This is a genomic window from Lysobacter gummosus (genome assembly GCF_001442805.1).
GTDB classification, from domain to species: domain Bacteria; phylum Pseudomonadota; class Gammaproteobacteria; order Xanthomonadales; family Xanthomonadaceae; genus Lysobacter; species Lysobacter gummosus.
In genome coordinates this window covers 4,687,118-4,705,419 of record NZ_CP011131.1, presented here as the reverse complement: position 1 = coordinate 4,705,419, position 18,302 = coordinate 4,687,118, and the positions used below count along the sequence as shown (strand labels likewise).

Genomic DNA, 18,302 nt, shown 5'->3' with positions numbered 1-18,302 from the left:
GGCCGTCATTCCCGCGAACGCGGGAATCCAGTGTCTTTAGTCGCCATTGCACGAAAGTCGCTGGATGTTCGGCTCCGCCGAAGTAGAGCGGAGCCCGCGTTCGCGGGAATGACGAGCTTGGAGGTTCGCGCCGCGTGGGCCATCGCATTCGCAACCACGCTGCCGCCGACGAACACGACAGAAACAAAAAACGCCGCCCGAAGGCGGCGTTTCTCATTGCGCTGACCCAAACTCCTGCGCTGAGCTGACTTTCAGGCTGGGCCGGCCAAACCGCGGCAGGCCCAGCCCCACTCAAGCCATCACTCGATCGCCTGCACATCCACCAGTCGCAAGCCCTTGGTCGCGTACTTCTCCGAAGACTGGAACAGCCCCTGCCAGCCCTTGACCGCTTCCAGCGCATGGCCGCCGGAACCGGCGCGGAACACGCCGACGTAGTTGCGCACGCCCGCATCGAGGTAGGTATCGACATCGATCAGGCGATAGCCGTTGTCGGACAACTCGTCCCACTTCGCGGTGAAGCCGCTCCACGAGGTCGAACGCCACAGCGCGGTGCTGTCGGTGCCTTCGCGGTACACGCCGACGAACTGGCGCTGACCATTGCCGATGTCGAAGCTTTCCATGTCGATCAGACGCAGGCCCAGGCCCTTGGCGATTTCGCGCTGATTGGCGAAGGCGCTGAAACCGGTGTGGCTCCACAGGCCGGCGTTGCCGGTGCCCGGACGGAACACGCCGACATAGTGGCGCGTGGTGCCGCTCAGGTAGGTGGTCATATCGACCAGGCGCTGGCCGTCGTCGCTGAGTTCCTTCCACACCGCGGTGAAGTTCTCCCAGCTGTCGGCGTTGTACAACGCGCCGCCGCCGGTTTCGCGCTTGAACACGCCGACGAAGTGGCGATCGCCGTTCTCGACATAGGTATCGATGTTCTCCAGGCGGAAGCCGTCGGCGACCAGCTCGGTGCGTTTCTGGGTGAAGGCGGTCCAGCTGGGCTTGTTGATCCGCATCTCGATCTCGTTGCTGGCGCGCCACACGCCCAGGTAGGTCTTGTTGTCGGTTTCGGCCGCGTCGAACGCGTACGGGGCGCTGGACGGGTACAGCAGGCTGAAGGGATGGGGCGCGGAGTGGTTGCTCAGCGCGGTCCAGTCGGTCGGGTCCATGCTGTTGGCGCCGGCCATCGCGGTGGCTTCGGTGCGGGTCAGGCTTTGCAACTGGGCGAAGGTCATCGGACGCGGACGCACGGAGTTGCCGACGCACGAACCCGGCGAGGTTTCCTGGCTGACGTGCACATGCACGTGCGGGCCACTGGATTTTCCGGTGTAGCCGACCTTGCCCAGATACTGGCCTTGCTTGATGACCGCGCCGGGGACCAGCAGTTCGGCCGGGATCGAGCCGGGCTGCATGTGCGCGTACAGGGCGACTTCGTTACCGCTCTGGATCTTGAGGAAGTTGCCGCCGGCCGAATACTGGCCGGTGCTCGGCGCGATCGGCTCGGGTTCGATTTCCTTCGACACGCGCGGATAGTTCTTCCACTCAGGCAGGTCGTTGAGGCCTTCGCAGACGATGCCGTCGGCCATCGCGTACAGCGGCAGGCCGTAGGCGCGGCGGCCCTCGGGCTTGGTCGAATCCGCGCCCGGGCGACGATCGTCCCAGGAGTCGCCGTCCCAGCCGGTCACGCTGTTGTCCAGGCCGTAGGCCTGGCTGCCGCCGACGTGGTTGCTCGAGGTCTGCCAGGCTTCGTTGAAGCGCAGATCGGTGGCCTTGCCCGGGAAGCGCAGCGGGCCGTTGTCGTTGGTGGCGGCGGCGAAGGGCAGGTTCTTGATCACCGGCGCGGAGAAGCCCTGCACGTAGACCGCGACCTTGACCGTGGTCGGGTAGGGCGCGCTGATGATGATCGGGAACGAGGACGGCACGTCCGGCGCGTTCGGGTCGGCGTTTTCGTAGTCGCAATTGCAGTTCTGGAACGCGTACTGGGTGCCCGGGGCGATTTCGACCGGGGCCAGGAAGTTGGACGCGAGCTGGTTGAGGATTTCGACCTTGGTGATCTTCAGCGGGGTGGCGCCGTCGTTGCGGATACCCATGCGCAGGGACACGCGGCCTTGCTTGGCGCCGCCGACCTGGGCCGGGCCGAGCGCTTCGAACACGACCTTGCCGTCCTTGATCGGGTTGACCACGTCGATGGTGAGGGCCTGGGCGTTGGCGCCGGTGGCGACGCACAGGGCGAGCGCGGCCGGCAGGGCGCGCAGGAGCAGCGAAGAGGACTGGATTTTCATGGTGGACTCCATAGGCATGATTGGGAAATCACGCGGTCGCAGAGGGACGAGCCCTCAACTGGTGAAGCCGGGATTTGGGATTAGGGATTCGGATTGGTGAAGCGGCCGCGTCGTTTCTGGCTTGCCAATCCCGAATCTCTAATCCCAAATCCCGGCTCTTCCCGGCTGGGTCTGTCCCGGCGAACCCGGGCGTGACCACGCCGCGCTTAACTCAACAAACCGCGCAACGGCGGCCGGACCCATCAACGGATTTCAAATTTTTTTTCGGGCCGGCCCGGAAGGCGGCAAAATGGCCGGCGAAGCGGGCGGCGGCGGGCTTCGGCGGGGCGCGCAAACGCAGTCCCGGCGGGCCTTGGGCGGCGGAACGGCGGGCTTGGCGGCCGGTTCGGACCCGCTGCGCGACGCCCGCGGCCCGTGCGGCTGCCAATGGCGCCGCTAGTGGTTACAATTGAAACCATTGCGCCGTGGCGCCCTGAAACGACATCGAGGTCTCTGGATGAAGCTTGGTTCCCTGAAGGAAGGCGGCCGCGACGGCACGCTGATCGTCGTCTCGCGCGACCTGAGCCGCGCCGTGCGCGCCACCGGCATCGCGCCGACCCTGCAGCGCGCGCTGGAGGACTGGTCCAACACCGCGCCGCGCTTGAACGCCTTGTCCGACGCGCTCAACGAGGGCAGCGCCGACGGCGCGTTCGACATCGATTTCGCCGCGCTCGCCGCGCCCTTGCCGCGCGCGTACGAGTTCGTCGATGGCAGCGCCTACCTGCCGCACGTCGAGCGCGTGCGCCGCGCCCGCGGCGCCGAGGTGCCGGAGAGCTTCTACAGCGACCCGCTGATGTACCAGGCCGTCAGCGCCGGCTTCTACGGCCCGCGCGACCCGGTGCGCGTGGTCAGCGAGGACTACGGCATCGACCTGGAAGCCGAAGTGGTGATCGTCACCGACGACGTGCCGATGGCGGTGACGCCCGAGGATGCCGCCGGCCATATCCAGCTGATCGGCCTGGTCAACGACGTCTCGCTGCGCAATCTGATTCCGAACGAACTGGCGAAGGGCTTCGGCTTCCTGCAGTCCAAGCCGCGTTCGGCGCTGAGCCCGGTGTTCGTGACCCCGGACGAACTCGGCCCGGCCTGGATCGGCAGCAAGGTGCACCGCCCGCTGACGACCCACATCAACGGCGAATGGTTCGGCGCGCCGGAAGCGGGCATCGACATGCAGTTCAACTTCGCCCAACTGGTGGCGCATGCGGCCAAGACCCGGCCCTTGTCGGCCGGCACCATCGTCGGCTCGGGCACGGTCGCCAACGAAGACACCAGCCTGGGCGCATCGTGCTTCGCCGAGCGCCGCACCGTGGAAACGCTGGAGCACGGCAAGCCGCTGACCCCGTTCATGAAGTTCGGCGATGTGGTGCGTATCGAGATGCTCGACGCCGACGGCAGCAGCCTGTTCGGCGCGATCGAGCAGCGCATGGAGCGGCCTTCCGCCTGACGGCGCCGCGCGCGGGACGAGTGGTTGCCCGTTCCGGCGCGTTGCGGCGCGCATCCCGGTAAGGTGCGCGTCGACGTCTGGGTGCGTGCGTGGAAACGAGGCGCCAGTCGCAACCCCGGCGTTGCGATCGACCCCGCACGCACGCGTTCCTCGTTACTCTCCACTCGGTTCTCTTTCAAGGCCATCCGGTGAGCGATCAACTGCGGCTGTATTCGTACTGGCGTTCCAGCGCGTCCTATCGCGTGCGCATCGGGCTCAACCTCAAGGGCCTGGATTACGAGATCGTCCCGGTCCATCTGGTCCGCAACGGCGGCGAACAACACGCTCCGGCCTATCGCGCGCTCAATCCGCAGGGATTGGTGCCGGTGCTGCAGCACGGCGCGCGCACGCTGACGCAATCCATCGCGATCCTGGAATACCTGGACGAAACCTGGCCGCGGCCGAACCTGCTGCCGGTGACCGCGCGCGACCGCCATCGCGTGCGCGCGATCGCCCAGACCATCGCCTGCGAAATCCACCCGCTCAACAATCTGCGCGTGCTGCAGTACCTGGACGGCACCTGGAACGTTCCGCAGCCCGAGCGCGACGGCTGGGTCAAGCACTGGATCATCGAGGGCTTCACCGCGGTGGAGACGATGCTGGCCGAGGACGCCGCCACCGGCACCTATTGCGAAGGCGACACCCCGGGCCTGGCCGACTGCTGCCTGATCCCGCAGTTGTACAACGCGCGCCGCTTCGGCGTGCCGCTGGAAGCGTTCCCGACCATCCTGCGCATCGAACAGGCTTGCCTTGCCTTGCCGGAGTTCGACAAGGCGCTGCCTGAGAATCAGCCCGATCGCCCGCCGGGGTAGGTTTGAGGAGTGAGTGCAGAGGAGTGAGAAGTGAGTAAAAGCGCGGTGGTCGAGCGATAACCTGCTTTATTCACTCCTCACTCCTGTCCACTCACTCCTAAGCAAACGGGCCCACAAGGGGCCCGTTTGCCACGGAACGCACTACTCGTTCCTCACTTCTCTAAACGCGTTCCTGGCTTCAGTGCGCCGCGGACGCGTCGTACATGTCCGCATACGGATCGTGCTCGCCGGTGCCGCCCTCGGACAGGCGGAACTTCAGCGCCAGGCCGTCGCGCGAGTCGGCCGCCTTGAGCGCCTCCTCCATCTCGATCTTGCCTTCCTTGTACAGGCGGAACAGGCACTGGTCGAACGACTCCATGCCTTCTTCCAGCGACTCTTCCATCGCCTGCTTGATCTCGTGCACCTGGCCGCGACGCATCAGATCGCGCACGTGCGGGGTGTTGATCAGGATCTCGGCCGCCGGCAGGCGACGCCCGTCCACGCCGATCACCAGGCGCTGCGAGACCACGGCCTTGAGGTTCAGCGCCAGGTTCATCAGCACGTTCTTGTGCGCGGCTTCCGGGAAGAAGTTGAGGATGCGCTCCAGGGTCTGGTCGGCGTTGTTGGAGTGCAGCGTCGCCAGGCACAGATGGCCGGTTTCGGCGAAGGCGATCGCCGCTTCCATCGTGGTCGCGTCCAGGATTTCGCCGATCAGGATCACGTCGGGCGCTTCGCGCATCGCGTTCTTGAGCGCGTTGTGGAAGGCGTGCGTGTCCAGGCCGACCTCGCGCTGGTTGACGATCGACTTCTTGTGCTTGTGCAGGTACTCGATCGGATCCTCGATGGTGAGGATGTGACCGGCCGTGCTGGAGTTGCGATGGTCGATCATCGAGGCCAGCGTGGTCGATTTGCCCGAACCGGTGGAGCCCACGATCAGCACCAGCCCGCGCGGGGCCATGATGATGTTCTTGAGCACCTGCGGCAGCTGCAGCTCTTCGATGCTCGGAATGATGCTGCGGATGGCGCGGATGACCATGCCGACTTCGCCGCGCTGCTTGAACACGTTGATGCGGAAGCGGCCGGCGTCGGGCAGGGCAAGGGCCATGTTCAGTTCGAGGTCACGCTCGAACAGCGGCACCTGGCCCTCGTCCATCAGCGAATACGCGATCTTCTTGACCATGCCCGGAGGCAGGCCCGTATTGCCGAGCGGGTACAAACGGCCTTCGACCTTGATGTACACCGGCGCGCCGGTCGTCAAGAACATGTCCGACGCGTTCTTTTCCGTCATCAGCTTCAGGAAATAGCCGATGTCCATGCATTCATACCCCTTGTTGACGGCGCGCGCCGTTGCAAGCACGCTGCCGGCTTGACGACAATGTCCGTGCGTCATCCCTTCCGCACAGCGCTCCCCTAATGCCCACAAGCTTCGCACAAATTCGTTTGCCGCTGCTGGCCGCAGTTCTCGCTTCCGGTCTGGCCGGCTGCGCGTCCACGCCCCCGCCCACCGGCGATCTGTCCGCCGCGCAGCAGGCGGTGATCCGCGCCGACGATGCCGACGCCGACCAGTACGCGCCGCAGGACCTCGCCGCCGCGCGCAGCGCCCTCAGCGGCGCCCAGGCCGCGATGTCGCAGGGTAAGGACGAGGACGCCCGGCGTCTGGCGCTGACTGCCGCGGCCGAGGCCGACCTGGCCTTTGCCCACAGCCGCGAGACCCTGGCCAACGCCGAACTCAACCAGCGTCGGGCCGAGATCGCCGAGTTGCGCCGCCGCCTGCAGAGCGGAGGTGATCAATGAGCGCGCGCCTGTTCGCCTTGCGCATCGCCGCCGCCGGCGCCTTGTCGTTGGCCTGCCTGAGCGCGCTGGCCGCGCCGGCGGACGACCCGGACGTGGCCCGGCTGGTCCAGCGCGTCAACGTCAGCGAGGCCAGTCCCGATGCCGCGCAATACGGCGCGTATGAGCGCCTGAAGGCGCGTCAGGCCATCGACGCGGTGCGTACCGCGCGCAGCCGCGACCGCGCCTGGACGTTGCGCATCGCCGATCGCCGGGTGGAAATTGCTGAAATTGTGACGCGCACCCAATTAGCGCAGCGCGAGATCGACCGTCTGGAGCGCGAGCGCAGCGATCTGCTGGTCGAAGCCAGCCGCCGCGACGCCGACCGCGCCCGCGCCGAAAGCGAGCGCCTGCGCGTGCAGGCGCAGATCCAGGCGGAAGAAGCCGAACGCCTGCGCCTGGCCGCCGAGCAGGAGACCCAGGCCCGGCAACAGGCCGAAGGCCTGCTCGACAACGTCGCCGGCCAGCAGGCCGCCAAGCTGCGGGCCGCGCGCGAGCGCGACGCCGAACTGGCGCGCAAGGAGGCCGAGCTGCTCGGCCAGACCGGTCAGGCCGTCGATGCGCCGAAGCCGGCCAAGCCCAAGCCGAAGAAGAAGTAATCGCTGCGCCCTCGGGCGCTGCTTGATGTGCGACCACGAGCCGGCTAGTCCGGCTCGTGGCGTTTTTGTGCGAGGCGAAGGCCGCGGCAGCTTTTGTGGGAGGGGCTTCAGCCCCGATGCTTTTCGGTCAGAGCCGATGAAGCGAGGGGCGAGCGGCTCGAAAAGCATCGGGGCTGAAGCCCCTCCCACAAAAGACCTCGCAGCCCTTCATGGACCGGTTGGATCTACCCGGCCTCAAGGCGCCCGACGCGGCGGTTTCGCCGCCCCCAGCCGACGAACGGCCGCGTGCGATACGGCCTCATCGCAGGCGCCGCCGGCGCTTGGCGACAGTCACCGCAAGTGTGACCGCCATATCAAGTAAAACAATGGCTTGCGACCGGTTTTCCGCTCGTCGGAGATTCCTGGCGGGCACCTGAAAACGCTTGCGGATCGCCCTTGCCGGATCCAGAACACAGGAGTAGGGTCAATTATCCGAGCGCTCCGCAAGCGCTCGGCGAAGAGCCAGGCCGATGACGCAAACGCCCCTTCCGCAGGACTCCGCCGCCGCACACTCAGGTGCGGTCGGATTGCGTGAAGCCGGCGCCGCACCGCGCCTGACCCACCATCTCACGCTCCCCCGCAACGCCCTGGTCTAGCGACCGGGGCGTTTGCATTCGTGCTGAAGGAGGCTTTCATGTTCGAAGAACGACCGCAGCCTGAAATCGACGCGCTCATCAAGAGCAACCCGGAGTTCAAGCAGCTCTACCAGCGCCACAAGGACCTCGACAAGAAGGTCATGGACGCCGAGCTCGGCGTATTGCCGATCGACGACACCACCTTGGGCCAGATGAAGCGCGAGAAGCTCGCGGCGAAGGACCGGCTGATCCAACTCTACGATCAGCAACATTGATGCCGTTCGCGTGCGTGCGGCCCATCTTCGGATGAGGCGGCCACGCATGCAGTGCAGCCGGCGCGACGCCGGTTGCGCACCGGTCGGGCCCGGAAGTCCCGACTCAGTCCACATGGACCCGACCCGTCCGCGGTCGCGGCTCCAGGCTTAGCGCGGGCGGCGGCGGTCATCCTCGTCGATCGCCGCCGCCCGCGGCTACCAACCCCGATAGCGCCCGATCCCGCCACCCGGCGGGTTTTGCCGTGCGCGCGCCCCCGGAGTCTTTTGCAGCAGGGGCTTCAGCCCCGATGCTTTTCGATCAGATCGGCGGAAACCCCAGTCGCCTTGATGGCGCCGCGGCGAACTGAGACAAAAAACATCGGGGCTCAAGCCCCTCCCGCAAACGCAGCCGAGGCGGCAACGCCCGCAACGGCGCGGCTAGAATGGTCCGATTCGCCGCACGGTAGCGGCTAGCAGGAACCTCATGGCCATCCATTCCTCGGTACTCGAACTCATCGGCAACACCCCGATCGTCAAGGCGCAGCGCCTGGACGCGGGCGTATGCGAGCTCTACCTCAAGCTCGAATCGCAGAACCCCGGCGGTTCGATCAAGGACCGCATCGGCCTGTCGATGATCGAAGCGGCGGAAAAGGCCGGCCGGATCAAGCCGGGCGACACCCTGGTGGAAGGCACCGCCGGCAACACCGGCATCGGTCTGGCCCTGGTCGCCCAGCAGAAGGGCTACAAGCTGCTGCTGGTCGTGCCCGACAAGATGAGCCGCGAGAAGATCTTCAACCTCAAGGCCATGGGCGCGCAGGTGGTGCTGACCCGTTCGGACGTGGCCAAGGGCCATCCGGACTACTACCAGGACCTGGCCGAGCGCATCGCGAAGGAAACCCCGGGCGCCTACTTCATCAACCAGTTCGGCAATCCGGACAACCCGGCCGCGCACGAATTCGGCACCGGCCCGGAAATCCTCGAACAGATGGGCGGCGACCTCGACGCGATCGTGTTCGGCTGCGGCAGCTCCGGCACCATGACCGGCCTGTCGCGCGCCTTCGCCAGGCTCTCGCCGGCCACCGAGTTGATCCTGGCCGATCCGGTCGGTTCGATCCTGGAGGAATACATCAACCGCGGCACTTTGTCGGACAAGTCCGCCAGTTGGATGGTCGAAGGCATCGGCGAGGATTTCCTGCCGCCGATCTCCGACTTCACCCGGGTCAAGAAGGCCTACGCGATCAACGACCAGGAAAGCTTCCTGACCGCGCGCGAGCTGCTGGAAAAAGAAGGCATCCTCGGCGGCTCCTCCACCGGCACCCTGCTGGCGGCGGCGCTGAAGTACTGCCGCGAGCAGACCGTGCCGAAGAAGGTGCTGGTGTTCGTCTGCGATACCGGCAACAAGTACCTGTCGAAGATGTACAACGACTACTGGATGCTCGACAACGGCTTCATCCAGCGCCAGCAGTACGGGGATTTGCGCGATCTGATCCTGCGGCCCTATTCGCAGCGCGATACGGTGGTGGTGGGGCCCGGCGATCTGTTGGTCACCGCCTACCAGCGCATGAAGCTTTACGACGTCTCGCAGTTGCCGGTGATGGACGGCGAACACATTGTCGGCATCGTCGATGAAAGCGACGTGCTGCTGCACGTGTACGGCGACGAATCGCGTTTCCGCGATCCGGTGTCGACCGCGATGGTCAGCAAGCTCGACAAGATTCCGGTCGCCGATCCGATCGAATCGCTGCTGCCGGTGTTCGACCGCGGCCATGTCGCCATCGTCATGGACGGGGACAAGTTCCTGGGCCTGATCACCCGTATCGATCTGCTCAACTTCCTGCGTCGCCGGGTGCAGTAAGGGCGGCTGCGCGAGCCGATGAGGAGAGGTTGAGGGGCCTGCCTGGTGGCGGGTGGGGCGTCCAACAGCATTCGCGCCTTCGGTGCTCATCCCCTCACCCCGGCCCTCTCCCGCAAGCGGGAGAGGGAGTAGATCCGCTCCATCCGCCGGGCCGCCGCTGGACAGGCGTCGCGCCAGCCGTTCGCGCCCGGTTCTGGCCCGCCGCCTGAACCGCGCATTCAGCTAATGGCCGCCGCGTGGACTGTGTGCGCCGTCTCAACCCCGCCGTGTGGCGCCCACAGCACGCCTGCACCCCCGCTGAAGTGCCGCCATGTGAACCAGGGGGCTCACAACCGCAATGTTAGAATTCGCGGTTGCGCCAATCGGCCGAATAGCTCGGTCGATCACTCAGCGGACGGAACGATTCAATGAGCCAACAACAGCCGCAAGGCGGAGCCCGCAAGCTCGGCCTGGGAACCCTCGCCATTCATGCCGGACAGTCGCCCGATCCGAGCACCGGCGCGGTCATGCCGCCGATCTACGCGACCTCGACCTACGCACAGAGCAGCCCCGGGCAGCATCAGGGCTTCGAATACTCGCGCAGCCACAACCCGACCCGCTTCGCCTACGAGCGCTGCATCGCCGGCCTGGAAGGCGGCACCCACGGTTACGCCTTCGCCTCCGGCCTGGCGGCGACCTCGACCATCCTGGAGATGTTCGACGCCGGCAGCCACGTGATCGCGATGGACGATGTCTACGGCGGCACCTACCGCCTGTTCGAGCGCGTGCGCCGGCGCAGCGCCGGGCTGGATTTCAGCTGGGTCGATCTGAGCGACGCGGCCGCCTTCGAAGCGGCGATCCGCCCGGACACCAAGCTGGTGTGGATCGAGACCCCGACCAACCCGCTGCTCAAGCTGGTCGATGTCGCCCAGATCGCCGCCATCGCGCGCAAGCACGGCCTGGTGGTGGTGGTCGATAACACCTTCTCCTCGCCGATCCTGCAGCGGCCGCTGGAACTGGGCGCGCACATCGTCATGCACTCGGCGACCAAGTACCTCAACGGCCACTCCGACATCGTCGGCGGCATCGCCGTGGTCGGCGACGACGCCGACCTGGCCGAGCGCATGACCTTCCTGCAGAACGCGGTGGGCGGCATCCAGGGCCCGTTCGACAGCTTCCTCGCTCTGCGCGGCCTGAAGACCCTGCACCTGCGCATGAAGGCGCACTGCGACAACGCCCAGGCCCTGGCCGAATGGCTGCAGACCCATCCTTCGGTCGAGAAAGTGATCTACCCGGGCCTGAAGTCGCACCCGCAGCACGAACTGGCCAAGCGCCAGATGCACGGCTTCGGCGGCATGGTCAGCATCTACGTCAAGGGCGGCATGGACGGCGCGCGGCGGATGATGGAGCGCTGCGAACTGTTCACCATCGCCGAATCGCTCGGCGGCGTGGAGAGCCTGGTCAATCACCCGGCGGTGATGACCCACGCCTCGATTCCGCCGGAGCGCCGCGCGGCGCTGGGCATTACCGACAATCTGGTGCGCCTGAGCGTCGGCGTGGAAGATCTGGCGGATTTGCGGGCTGAGCTTGAGCACGCGCTTGCGAACTGATCCGAATGGTCGCCTCCGCGAAACAGGAACCATCGGGTGAGCCGTTGAGCGACCTCACGATCTCCAGGTCCGATACGGGCATGTTCCTGCTGGGGCTGTCGGCGTGGGTGCGCCGGCAGAGCTGGCTGCGCGCGCTGTACCGTCTTTTCCCGCAGCGCCTGCGCGACAAGGTGTCGTTCATGCTGGCCGCTCGGGCGAGCCGGCGCGCGCATTTCGAACGCACGCCGGCGTGGTCGCGGCCGCTGCAGGCGCAGGCCGAAATCGCGGCGCCCGCCATCGCGCGCGACGACACGCCGGGCGTGAACATCTTCGCCTACCTGCGCGGTCAGTTCGGCTTGGCCGAGAGCGCGCGCATGTACGGCCGCGCGCTGATCGAATCGGGCTATCCGGTGGCCCTGCACGACATCGCCATCGATCTGCCGCATGGCCTGGACGACCGCAGCCTGGATGCGCATATCGGCGAGGACGCCGCGCACGGGATCAGCATCATCTTCGTCAATCCCGATTATCTGGACGAAGCGCTGAAGCACATCGGCCAGGCCAAGCTCAAGGGCCGCTACCTGATCGCCTGCTGGTTCTGGGAACTGGAAGAAATTCCCCAGGACTGGTTGCCGGCCCTGGATCTGGTCGACGAGATCCTGGTCGCGACGGCGTTCGTCGAGCAGGCGTTCCGGCGCGTGACCGACAAGCCGATCCTGCGGGTGCCGCTGCCGTTGTGTCCGGTGCCCGACAGCGGTCTCGGCCGCGAGGACTTCGGCCTGGCGCCCGAGCGCTTCGTGTTTCTGGTTACGTTCGACTTCAACTCCTGGATCCACCGCAAGAATCCGTTCGCGGCGGTCGAGGCGTTCCAGCGCGCGTTCCCGCCCGAGCGCGACGACGTGCAACTGCTGCTCAAGTCCAGCAACGGTTACCGCCATCCGGACAATTTCCTGAGCCTGCTGGCGCTGGGCGCTCGCGATCCGCGCATCGTCGTGCGCGACGAGGTGATCGACCGTGCCCACGTGCATGCGCTGCAGCGTTGCGCCGACGTCTACGTGTCGCTGCATCGCGCCGAGGGATTCGGCCTGGGCCTGGCCGAAAGCATGGCGCTGGGCAAGCCGGTGATCGGCACCGGCTGGTCCGGCAATCTGGAATTCATGAACGCCGACAACAGCTGCCTGGTCGATTACACGCTGGTGCCGGTCGGTGAAGGTGAATATCCGCATCCGCCCGGCGCGAAGTGGGCGCAGGCCGACGTCGAGCATGCCGCGATGCACATGCGCCGCCTGGCCGACGATCGCCAATACGCCGCCGAACTCGGCCGGCGCGCGCGCGAGGGCGTGCTGCACACGCTGTCGCCACGCGCCGCCGCCGATGCTATCGCCGCGCGGCTACGCGACCTTTCCGCGGCGTCGGCGACGAAGCGCGCAGGCGCGGACGCGCCGTCGGGCCCTCCAATCATGGGAAGTCACTAACTATGTTCCGTTTGTTCGGCGCCGCATGGCGCTACCGCGGCTTCATCGCCTCATCGGTGGTGAACGAATTCAAGTCGCGCTTCTCGCGCAGCACTTTCGGCGCCTTGTGGATTATTCTGCAGCCGCTCGCGCAGGTGATCATCTTCGCCACCATTTTGTCCAATGTGCTGGCGGCGCGGCTGGAAGGGGTCGATAACAAGTACGCCTACGCGATCTACCTGATTTCGGGAATCTTGTGCTGGTCGCTGTTCGCCGAGATCGTGCAGCGCTGCCAGAACGTGTTCATCGACAACACCTCGCTGCTCAAGAAGATGCAGTTCCCGCGCATCGCCCTGCCGGTGATCGCGATCGGTTCCTCGATGGTCAACAACATCGCCCTGCTGTGCGTGGTGATGGTGATTCTGCCGATCCTCGGCGTCTATCCGAACGTGCACTACCTGTGGCTGCCGCTGCTGATCGCCCTGACCGTCGCGCTGGCCACCGGCGTCGGCCTGATCGTCGGCGTGCTCAACGTGTTCATGCGCGACGTCGGCCACGTGATGGCGGTGGTGCTGCAGTTCTGGTTCTGGGTCACGCCGATCATTTATCCGATCAAGGTGGTGCCCGACACCTTCAAGGCGTCCCTGGCGTTCAACCCGGTCGCGCCGCTGGCGATGGCCTATCACGATGTCATCGTCTATCAGCGCGCGCCGCAGCAGAGCCTGGTCCTGGTGGCGATCGTCGCCGCGGTGCTGCTGCTGATCGCGATGATGCTGTTCCGCCGCGCCTCTTCGGAAATGGTGGACGTGCTATGAGCCTGCCGGTGATGGTGGTCGAAAATGTCGGCAAGGCCTACGTCGAGTACGCCAGCGAACTGCAGCGCTTCGCGCGTTGGTTCGGCGTGCCGGTGAAGCCGCGTGCCGAGCACTGGGTGATCCGCAACGTGTCCTTCAGCGTGCACCAGGGCGAATCGATCGGCGTGATCGGCCAGAACGGCGCCGGCAAGAGCACACTGCTGAAGATGATCACCGGCACCACCAAGCCCAGCGAAGGGCAGGTGACGGTGCGCGGACGCGTGTCGGCGCTGCTGGAGCTGGGGCTGGGTTTCAGCGGCGAGCTCACCGGTCGCCAGAACGTGGTCCACGCCGGCGGCCTGATGGGCCTGCCGCAAGACCAGATCGAAGCGCTGATGCCGCAGATCGAGGCGTTCGCCGAGGTGGGCGAATACTTCGATCAGCCGGTGCGTACCTATTCCAGCGGCATGCAGATGCGCGTCGCGTTCTCGATCGCGACGGCGGTGCGACCGGACGTGCTGATCGTCGATGAGGCGCTGTCGGTGGGCGACACCTACTTCGTCCACAAGTGCTTCAAGCGCATCCACGAATTTCGCGACGCCGGCACCACCCTGCTGATCGTGTCGCACGATCCGGTCGCGATCCAGGCGCTGTGCGACCGCGCGATCTTGCTCGATGGCGGCAAGGCCGTGCTCGACAGCGATCCCTACGAAGTCTTCGATTACTACAACGCGCTGATCGCCAAGCGCGAAAACAGCTCGGTGCGCACCGAGGTGTCGAAGGACGGCAAGGTCGCCACCGAGTCGGGCACCGGAGAGGCGGAGATCGCCGAACTGCAGTTGCTGGATCAGCACGGCGCGCCGGTGGAATTCATCGGCGTCGGCCAGGACGTGACGTTGCGCGCGCGCGTTCGCATCCACGATGCGGTGGATCGGCTGGTGTTCGGCTACATGATCCGCGACCGCCTGGGTCAGGCCATCTTCGGCACCAACACACATCACACCGGGCAAGTGCGCGAGCACCTGGATGCCGGTTCGGAAGTCGAATATCGGGTGCGTTTCCCGGCCAATCTGGGGGTCGGCACCTATTCGTTCTCGGTCGCGCTGACCAGCGCCGAGACCCACCTGCAGAAGAATTATCAGTGGCGCGATCTGGCGCTGGTGTTCACCGTGGCCAATCTGGACAAGTCGATGTTCGTAGGTACCGCTTGGATTCCGCCCTCCATCGATGTGGTGTCGCCGTTGCCGGCGCCGCGGCCGGAGGCCGTGCGATGAGCCGCGCGCTGGATCCGATGGATGTGGATGGGGTGATGCAGGCTGTCGCCACGCGTCTGCGCGACTCGATTCCGATCGAGTCCGACGGCGCGGTGGATGCCGACGGCGCGGTTGCGCGGATGCGCGAGCGCATCGATCGGGCGCTGTACCGGCACGCCGCGGGCGAACACGGTCTGCAGCACTGGCGCTCGGCCGCTTATTCGATTCCGATCAAGCGCGAATACGTGCTGTCGGAGCTGCTTGGGCCTTCCGACGCCAGCTTTGTGGAAATGGCGTACCGCGTGGTGTTGCGCCGCGAACCCGATCCGCAGGGACTGAACCATTTCTTGCACGAATTGCGTTCGGGCCACGTCACCAAGATCGAGGTGTTGGCGCAGTTGCGTTGGTCCGAGGAAGGAATGACCAAGCAAGTGCATATCGATGGTCTGCTCCTTCCGTACAAGTTGCAACAATGGAAACGCAAGCCAGTGCTCGGCCGGGCGCTGTCGTGGATTCACGGCCTGGCGCGGCTGGGCAGCTTGTTCGATCGTCAATACACCATCGAGGCGACGCAGGCGCGGGAAACCCATGAGCTCGGCCGGCATCTGAACATGATGTTGGACGAGCTGTCGGAGTTGCGTGGCCAGCGTGCCGGCTTGCTGCGCAACGTCGCCAGGATGATGCCTATGTTCGAGCGGATGCAGGCCGCCGAACTCGAGCGCGAACGCGCGCAGCCGGCGATGGATCGGCTCTACGCGGACTTCGAGGATGAGTTCCGCGGTTCGCGCGAATTGGTGCGGGCGCGGGTCGAACCGTATTTGGAATGGATTCGCGAAGTCGGTGCGGGCGAGCCTGGAGCGCCAGTGATCGACATCGGTTGCGGTCGCGGCGAATGGCTGGAACTGCTCGGCGAACACGGGTTTGAAGCCAGCGGTATCGATCTCAACCACGCTTTCGTCCTCAGCTGCGCCGATACCGGGCTGAAGGTAATCGAGGGCGACGCCGTGGAAGTGTTGCGCGGCATGCCGGAAGGCTCGGCCGGCGCGATCACGTCGATGCATTTGGTCGAACATTTGCCGTTCGAGCGGGTGGTGGCGTTGATCGACGCTGCGCTGCGCGCTTTGCGGCCTGGTGGATTGCTGTTGTTGGAGACGCCCAATCCGGAAAACTTGATGGTCGGCTCGCATTATTTCTACATGGATCCGACCCACCTCAAGCCGTTGCCGCCGGCGATGCTGCGTTGGGTGGTGGAAAACCGCGGTTTCGCCGAAGCGCGCATCGAACGGTTGAGCGCCCATCGCGCGCTCAACGCGCCGGCGATGCTGCCGCCGGAGATTCCCGGCTCCAAGTCGATCAACGACATGTTGTGGCATATGCACATCGCACCCGATTACGCCATCGTGGCGAGGCGTCCATGAGCGTCGTTGAAACGCTAGCGGCGCCACGCCGCCTGCTGGTCACCGGCGGCAGTGGATTCGTCGGCCGTTATGTGGAGGCGGCAGTGCGAGCGGGCGATTTCGGCGACTTCAGATTTCACACGCCGCCTCAAGGGTGGGATATCCGCGATGCCGAGGCGGCGTTGCAGATCGTCGAGGAAGTGCGCCCCGACGCGGTTCTGCACTTGGCCGCGCAAAGTTTCGTGCCGCGCTCGTTCGAAGATCCGCGCGAGACTTTCGAGATCAACACCCTGGGCACGCTGAATTTGTTGCAGGCGCTCAAGCGTGCCGAATTCTCCGGGCGCTTCTTGTACGTGAGCTCGGGCGACGTTTACGGCCAGGTCGCCGAATCGGATATGCCGGTGACCGAGCAGCTGATGCCGGCGCCGCGTAATCCCTATGCGGTCAGCAAGTTCGCGGCCGAGCAGTTGTGCCTGCAGTGGCAGCGCAGCGAAGGCCTGGACGCTATTGTGCTGCGTCCGTTCAATCACGTCGGGCCGGGCCAGGGGCGGCAATTCGTGCTGCCGGCGCTGGCCAGCCAGGTGGTTGCCATCGCGCAGGGGCGGCAGGCACCGGTGATCGAAGCCGGCGACATCGACACCACGCGCGACTTCACCGACGTGCGCGATATCGTCGCAGCTTATGCGGCGGCATTGCGCGACGGCGTCAGCGGCAGTTTGTATCTGATCGCGTCGGGCGTGGAGCGCAAAGTACGCGATCTGCTGGAGGCCATGTGCCGGATCGAAGGCATCGAAGTCGAGGTCCGGCAGGACCCGGCCAAGCTGCGCCGGGCCGAACAACGAAGGATGGTCGGTTCGTCGCGCGCGCTGAATGACGCGACCGGATGGGCTCCACGCATCCCGATGGACCAGACCTTGCAAGACATTCTCATCGACCAACGGAATAACTCATGAGCAACAAAAACGCATTGATCACCGGCATCACCGGTCAGGACGGCGCCTACCTTTCGCAGTTGCTGTTGTCAAAGGGCTACGGCGTGTATGGCGTCTTGGCCCGTCGCAGCAGCGACACGCTGTGGCGCCTGCGCGAACTGGGGATCGCCGATCAGGTGACGTTGCTCGACGGCGATTTGACCGACCTGTCGTCGATGATACGCGCGCTGCAGACCTCCAAGGCCGACGAGGTCTACAACCTCGGCGCGCAGAGCTTCGTCGGCTCGTCCTGGCAGCAGCCGTTGCTGACCGCGCAGGTCGATGGCGTGGGCGCGCTGAACGTGCTCGAGGCGGTGCGCATCGTCAATCCGCAGGCGCGTTTCTATCAGGCGTCGACCAGCGAAATGTTCGGCCTGATCCAGGCCGAAATGCAGGACGAAAAGACCCCATTCTATCCGCGCAGCCCCTACGGCGTGGCCAAGCTGATGGCGCATTGGGCCACGGTGAACTACCGCGAAAGCTTCAACCTGCACGCCTCCAGCGGCATCTTGTTCAATCACGAATCGCCGCTGCGCGGCATCGAGTTCGTGACCCGCAAGGTCACCGACGCGGTGGCGCGCATCAAGCTGGGACAGCAGAAAGAGCTGCGCCTGGGCAACATCGATTCCAAGCGCGACTGGGGCTTCGCCGGCGACTACGTCGAAGCGATGTGGCTGATGACCCAGCAGGACAGCGGCGACGACTATGTGGTCGCCACCGGCCAGACCACGACCGTGCGCGACATGTGCGCGATCGCGTTCGGCCACGTCGGTCTGAACATGGACGACCATCTGATCATCGACGAGAAGTTCTTCCGTCCGGCCGAAGTGGACGTACTGCTCGGCAATCCGGCCAAGGCCAAGGCCAAGTTGGGCTGGGCGCCCAAGACCTCGTTGCAGGAGCTCATCACGATGATGGTCGACGCCGACCTGCGCCGCTTGCAGGCGCGTTGAGGCAACACGCCGGTCCCGATCGGGACCGGCCTGCAACAAAGGACTGACCGGAATTGAAAATGGCTGAGAAGCGACACAAGTTACTGGCGATCAATTTCTTCCCCGCGTTCGTGCCGCCGCGCAGCGGCGGTGAACAGCGCTATTACATGTTGTACCGCCATCTTAGTGACGTCTTCGACG

15 protein-coding genes are annotated in these 18,302 nt (G+C 65.6%); 13 read left to right on the top strand and 2 right to left on the bottom strand.

The window, feature by feature from the left end; genetic code table 11:
* Positions 1–299: 299 nt before the first annotated feature.
* Positions 300–2,267 carry a peptidoglycan DD-metalloendopeptidase family protein gene (locus tag LG3211_RS19075; RefSeq protein WP_187313053.1) on the bottom strand — a complete coding sequence of 656 codons (1,968 nt, stop codon included), beginning with the start codon at positions 2,265–2,267 and terminating at the stop codon, positions 300–302.
* Positions 2,268–2,763: 496 nt separating this feature from the next.
* On the opposite strand from LG3211_RS19075, the gene LG3211_RS19070 reads away from it, so the two are divergent.
* Complete coding sequence (locus tag LG3211_RS19070; RefSeq protein WP_057944211.1) at positions 2,764–3,750, top strand: fumarylacetoacetate hydrolase family protein; 987 nt, start codon at positions 2,764–2,766, stop codon at positions 3,748–3,750.
* A gap of 188 nt (positions 3,751–3,938) precedes the next feature.
* Positions 3,939–4,601, top strand: a complete 663-nt coding sequence (gene maiA, locus LG3211_RS19065; RefSeq protein WP_057944210.1) for a maleylacetoacetate isomerase — start codon at positions 3,939–3,941, stop codon at positions 4,599–4,601.
* 178 nt (positions 4,602–4,779) lie between these two features.
* Here maiA and LG3211_RS19060 read toward each other — a convergent pair whose 3' ends face one another.
* A complete protein-coding gene (locus LG3211_RS19060; protein WP_057944209.1) occupies positions 4,780–5,895 on the bottom strand; it encodes a PilT/PilU family type 4a pilus ATPase in 1,116 nt (371 codons plus the stop codon).
* A gap of 98 nt (positions 5,896–5,993) precedes the next feature.
* Here LG3211_RS19060 and LG3211_RS19055 point away from each other — a divergent pair, with 98 nt between their 5' ends.
* The 11 genes from LG3211_RS19055 (at position 5,994) to gmd (ending at position 18,122) form a co-directional block, all read left to right on the top strand.
* On the top strand, positions 5,994–6,374 hold the full coding sequence (locus LG3211_RS19055) for a DUF4398 domain-containing protein (protein ID WP_083512669.1): 381 nt from the start codon (positions 5,994–5,996) through the stop codon (positions 6,372–6,374).
* Positions 6,371–7,009 (top strand): hypothetical protein, encoded by a 639-nt coding sequence (locus LG3211_RS19050; protein ID WP_057944208.1) that lies wholly within the window; start codon positions 6,371–6,373, stop codon positions 7,007–7,009. The genes LG3211_RS19055 and LG3211_RS19050 overlap by 4 nt, the downstream gene beginning before the upstream one ends.
* A 673-nt stretch (positions 7,010–7,682) precedes the next feature.
* Positions 7,683–7,898, top strand: a complete 216-nt coding sequence (locus LG3211_RS19045; RefSeq protein ID WP_057945597.1) for an HP1242/YdcH family protein — start codon at positions 7,683–7,685, stop codon at positions 7,896–7,898.
* 463 nt (positions 7,899–8,361) lie between these two features.
* A complete protein-coding gene (locus tag LG3211_RS19040; protein ID WP_057944207.1) occupies positions 8,362–9,732 on the top strand; it encodes a pyridoxal-phosphate dependent enzyme in 1,371 nt (456 codons plus the stop codon).
* A 407-nt stretch (positions 9,733–10,139) separates the two neighbouring features.
* Positions 10,140–11,321: a cystathionine gamma-synthase gene (locus tag LG3211_RS19035; protein WP_057944206.1), complete on the top strand. Its 1,182-nt coding sequence runs from the start codon at positions 10,140–10,142 to the stop codon at positions 11,319–11,321.
* 80 nt (positions 11,322–11,401) lie between these two features.
* On the top strand, positions 11,402–12,775 hold the full coding sequence (locus tag LG3211_RS19030; protein ID WP_057944205.1) for a glycosyltransferase family 4 protein: 1,374 nt from the start codon (positions 11,402–11,404) through the stop codon (positions 12,773–12,775).
* Between the two features lie 2 nt (positions 12,776–12,777).
* Positions 12,778–13,569, top strand: coding sequence for an ABC transporter permease (locus tag LG3211_RS19025; protein WP_057944204.1), 792 nt, complete (start codon positions 12,778–12,780; stop codon positions 13,567–13,569).
* A complete protein-coding gene (locus LG3211_RS19020; protein WP_083512667.1) occupies positions 13,566–14,822 on the top strand; it encodes an ABC transporter ATP-binding protein in 1,257 nt (418 codons plus the stop codon). The genes LG3211_RS19025 and LG3211_RS19020 overlap by 4 nt, the downstream gene beginning before the upstream one ends.
* A complete protein-coding gene (locus LG3211_RS19015; RefSeq protein WP_148649013.1) occupies positions 14,756–16,219 on the top strand; it encodes a methyltransferase domain-containing protein in 1,464 nt (487 codons plus the stop codon). Before LG3211_RS19020 ends, LG3211_RS19015 begins: the two co-directional genes overlap by 67 nt.
* Entirely contained in the window at positions 16,216–17,151 is a 936-nt protein-coding gene (locus LG3211_RS19010) for a GDP-mannose 4,6-dehydratase (RefSeq protein ID WP_057944203.1), read from the top strand. The genes LG3211_RS19015 and LG3211_RS19010 overlap by 4 nt, the downstream gene beginning before the upstream one ends.
* Entirely contained in the window at positions 17,148–18,122 is a 975-nt protein-coding gene (gmd, locus tag LG3211_RS19005; protein WP_057944202.1) for a GDP-mannose 4,6-dehydratase, read from the top strand. Before LG3211_RS19010 ends, gmd begins: the two co-directional genes overlap by 4 nt.
* Positions 18,123–18,302: the final 180 nt, after the last annotated feature.

Coding starts and splice junctions, on each gene's coding strand:
- LG3211_RS19075 (WP_187313053.1), bottom strand. CDS start 2,267: ATGAAAATCCAGTCCTCTTCGCTGCTCCTGCGCGCCCTGCCGGCCGCG.
- LG3211_RS19070 (WP_057944211.1), top strand. CDS start 2,764: ATGAAGCTTGGTTCCCTGAAGGAAGGCGGCCGCGACGGCACGCTGATC.
- LG3211_RS19060 (WP_057944209.1), bottom strand. CDS start 5,895: ATGGACATCGGCTATTTCCTGAAGCTGATGACGGAAAAGAACGCGTCG.
- LG3211_RS19055 (WP_083512669.1), top strand. CDS start 5,994: ATGCCCACAAGCTTCGCACAAATTCGTTTGCCGCTGCTGGCCGCAGTT.
- LG3211_RS19050 (WP_057944208.1), top strand. CDS start 6,371: ATGAGCGCGCGCCTGTTCGCCTTGCGCATCGCCGCCGCCGGCGCCTTG.
- LG3211_RS19045 (WP_057945597.1), top strand. CDS start 7,683: ATGTTCGAAGAACGACCGCAGCCTGAAATCGACGCGCTCATCAAGAGC.
- LG3211_RS19040 (WP_057944207.1), top strand. CDS start 8,362: ATGGCCATCCATTCCTCGGTACTCGAACTCATCGGCAACACCCCGATC.
- LG3211_RS19035 (WP_057944206.1), top strand. CDS start 10,140: ATGAGCCAACAACAGCCGCAAGGCGGAGCCCGCAAGCTCGGCCTGGGA.
- LG3211_RS19030 (WP_057944205.1), top strand. CDS start 11,402: ATGTTCCTGCTGGGGCTGTCGGCGTGGGTGCGCCGGCAGAGCTGGCTG.
- LG3211_RS19025 (WP_057944204.1), top strand. CDS start 12,778: ATGTTCCGTTTGTTCGGCGCCGCATGGCGCTACCGCGGCTTCATCGCC.
- LG3211_RS19020 (WP_083512667.1), top strand. CDS start 13,566: ATGAGCCTGCCGGTGATGGTGGTCGAAAATGTCGGCAAGGCCTACGTC.
- LG3211_RS19010 (WP_057944203.1), top strand. CDS start 16,216: ATGAGCGTCGTTGAAACGCTAGCGGCGCCACGCCGCCTGCTGGTCACC.
- gmd (WP_057944202.1), top strand. CDS start 17,148: ATGAGCAACAAAAACGCATTGATCACCGGCATCACCGGTCAGGACGGC.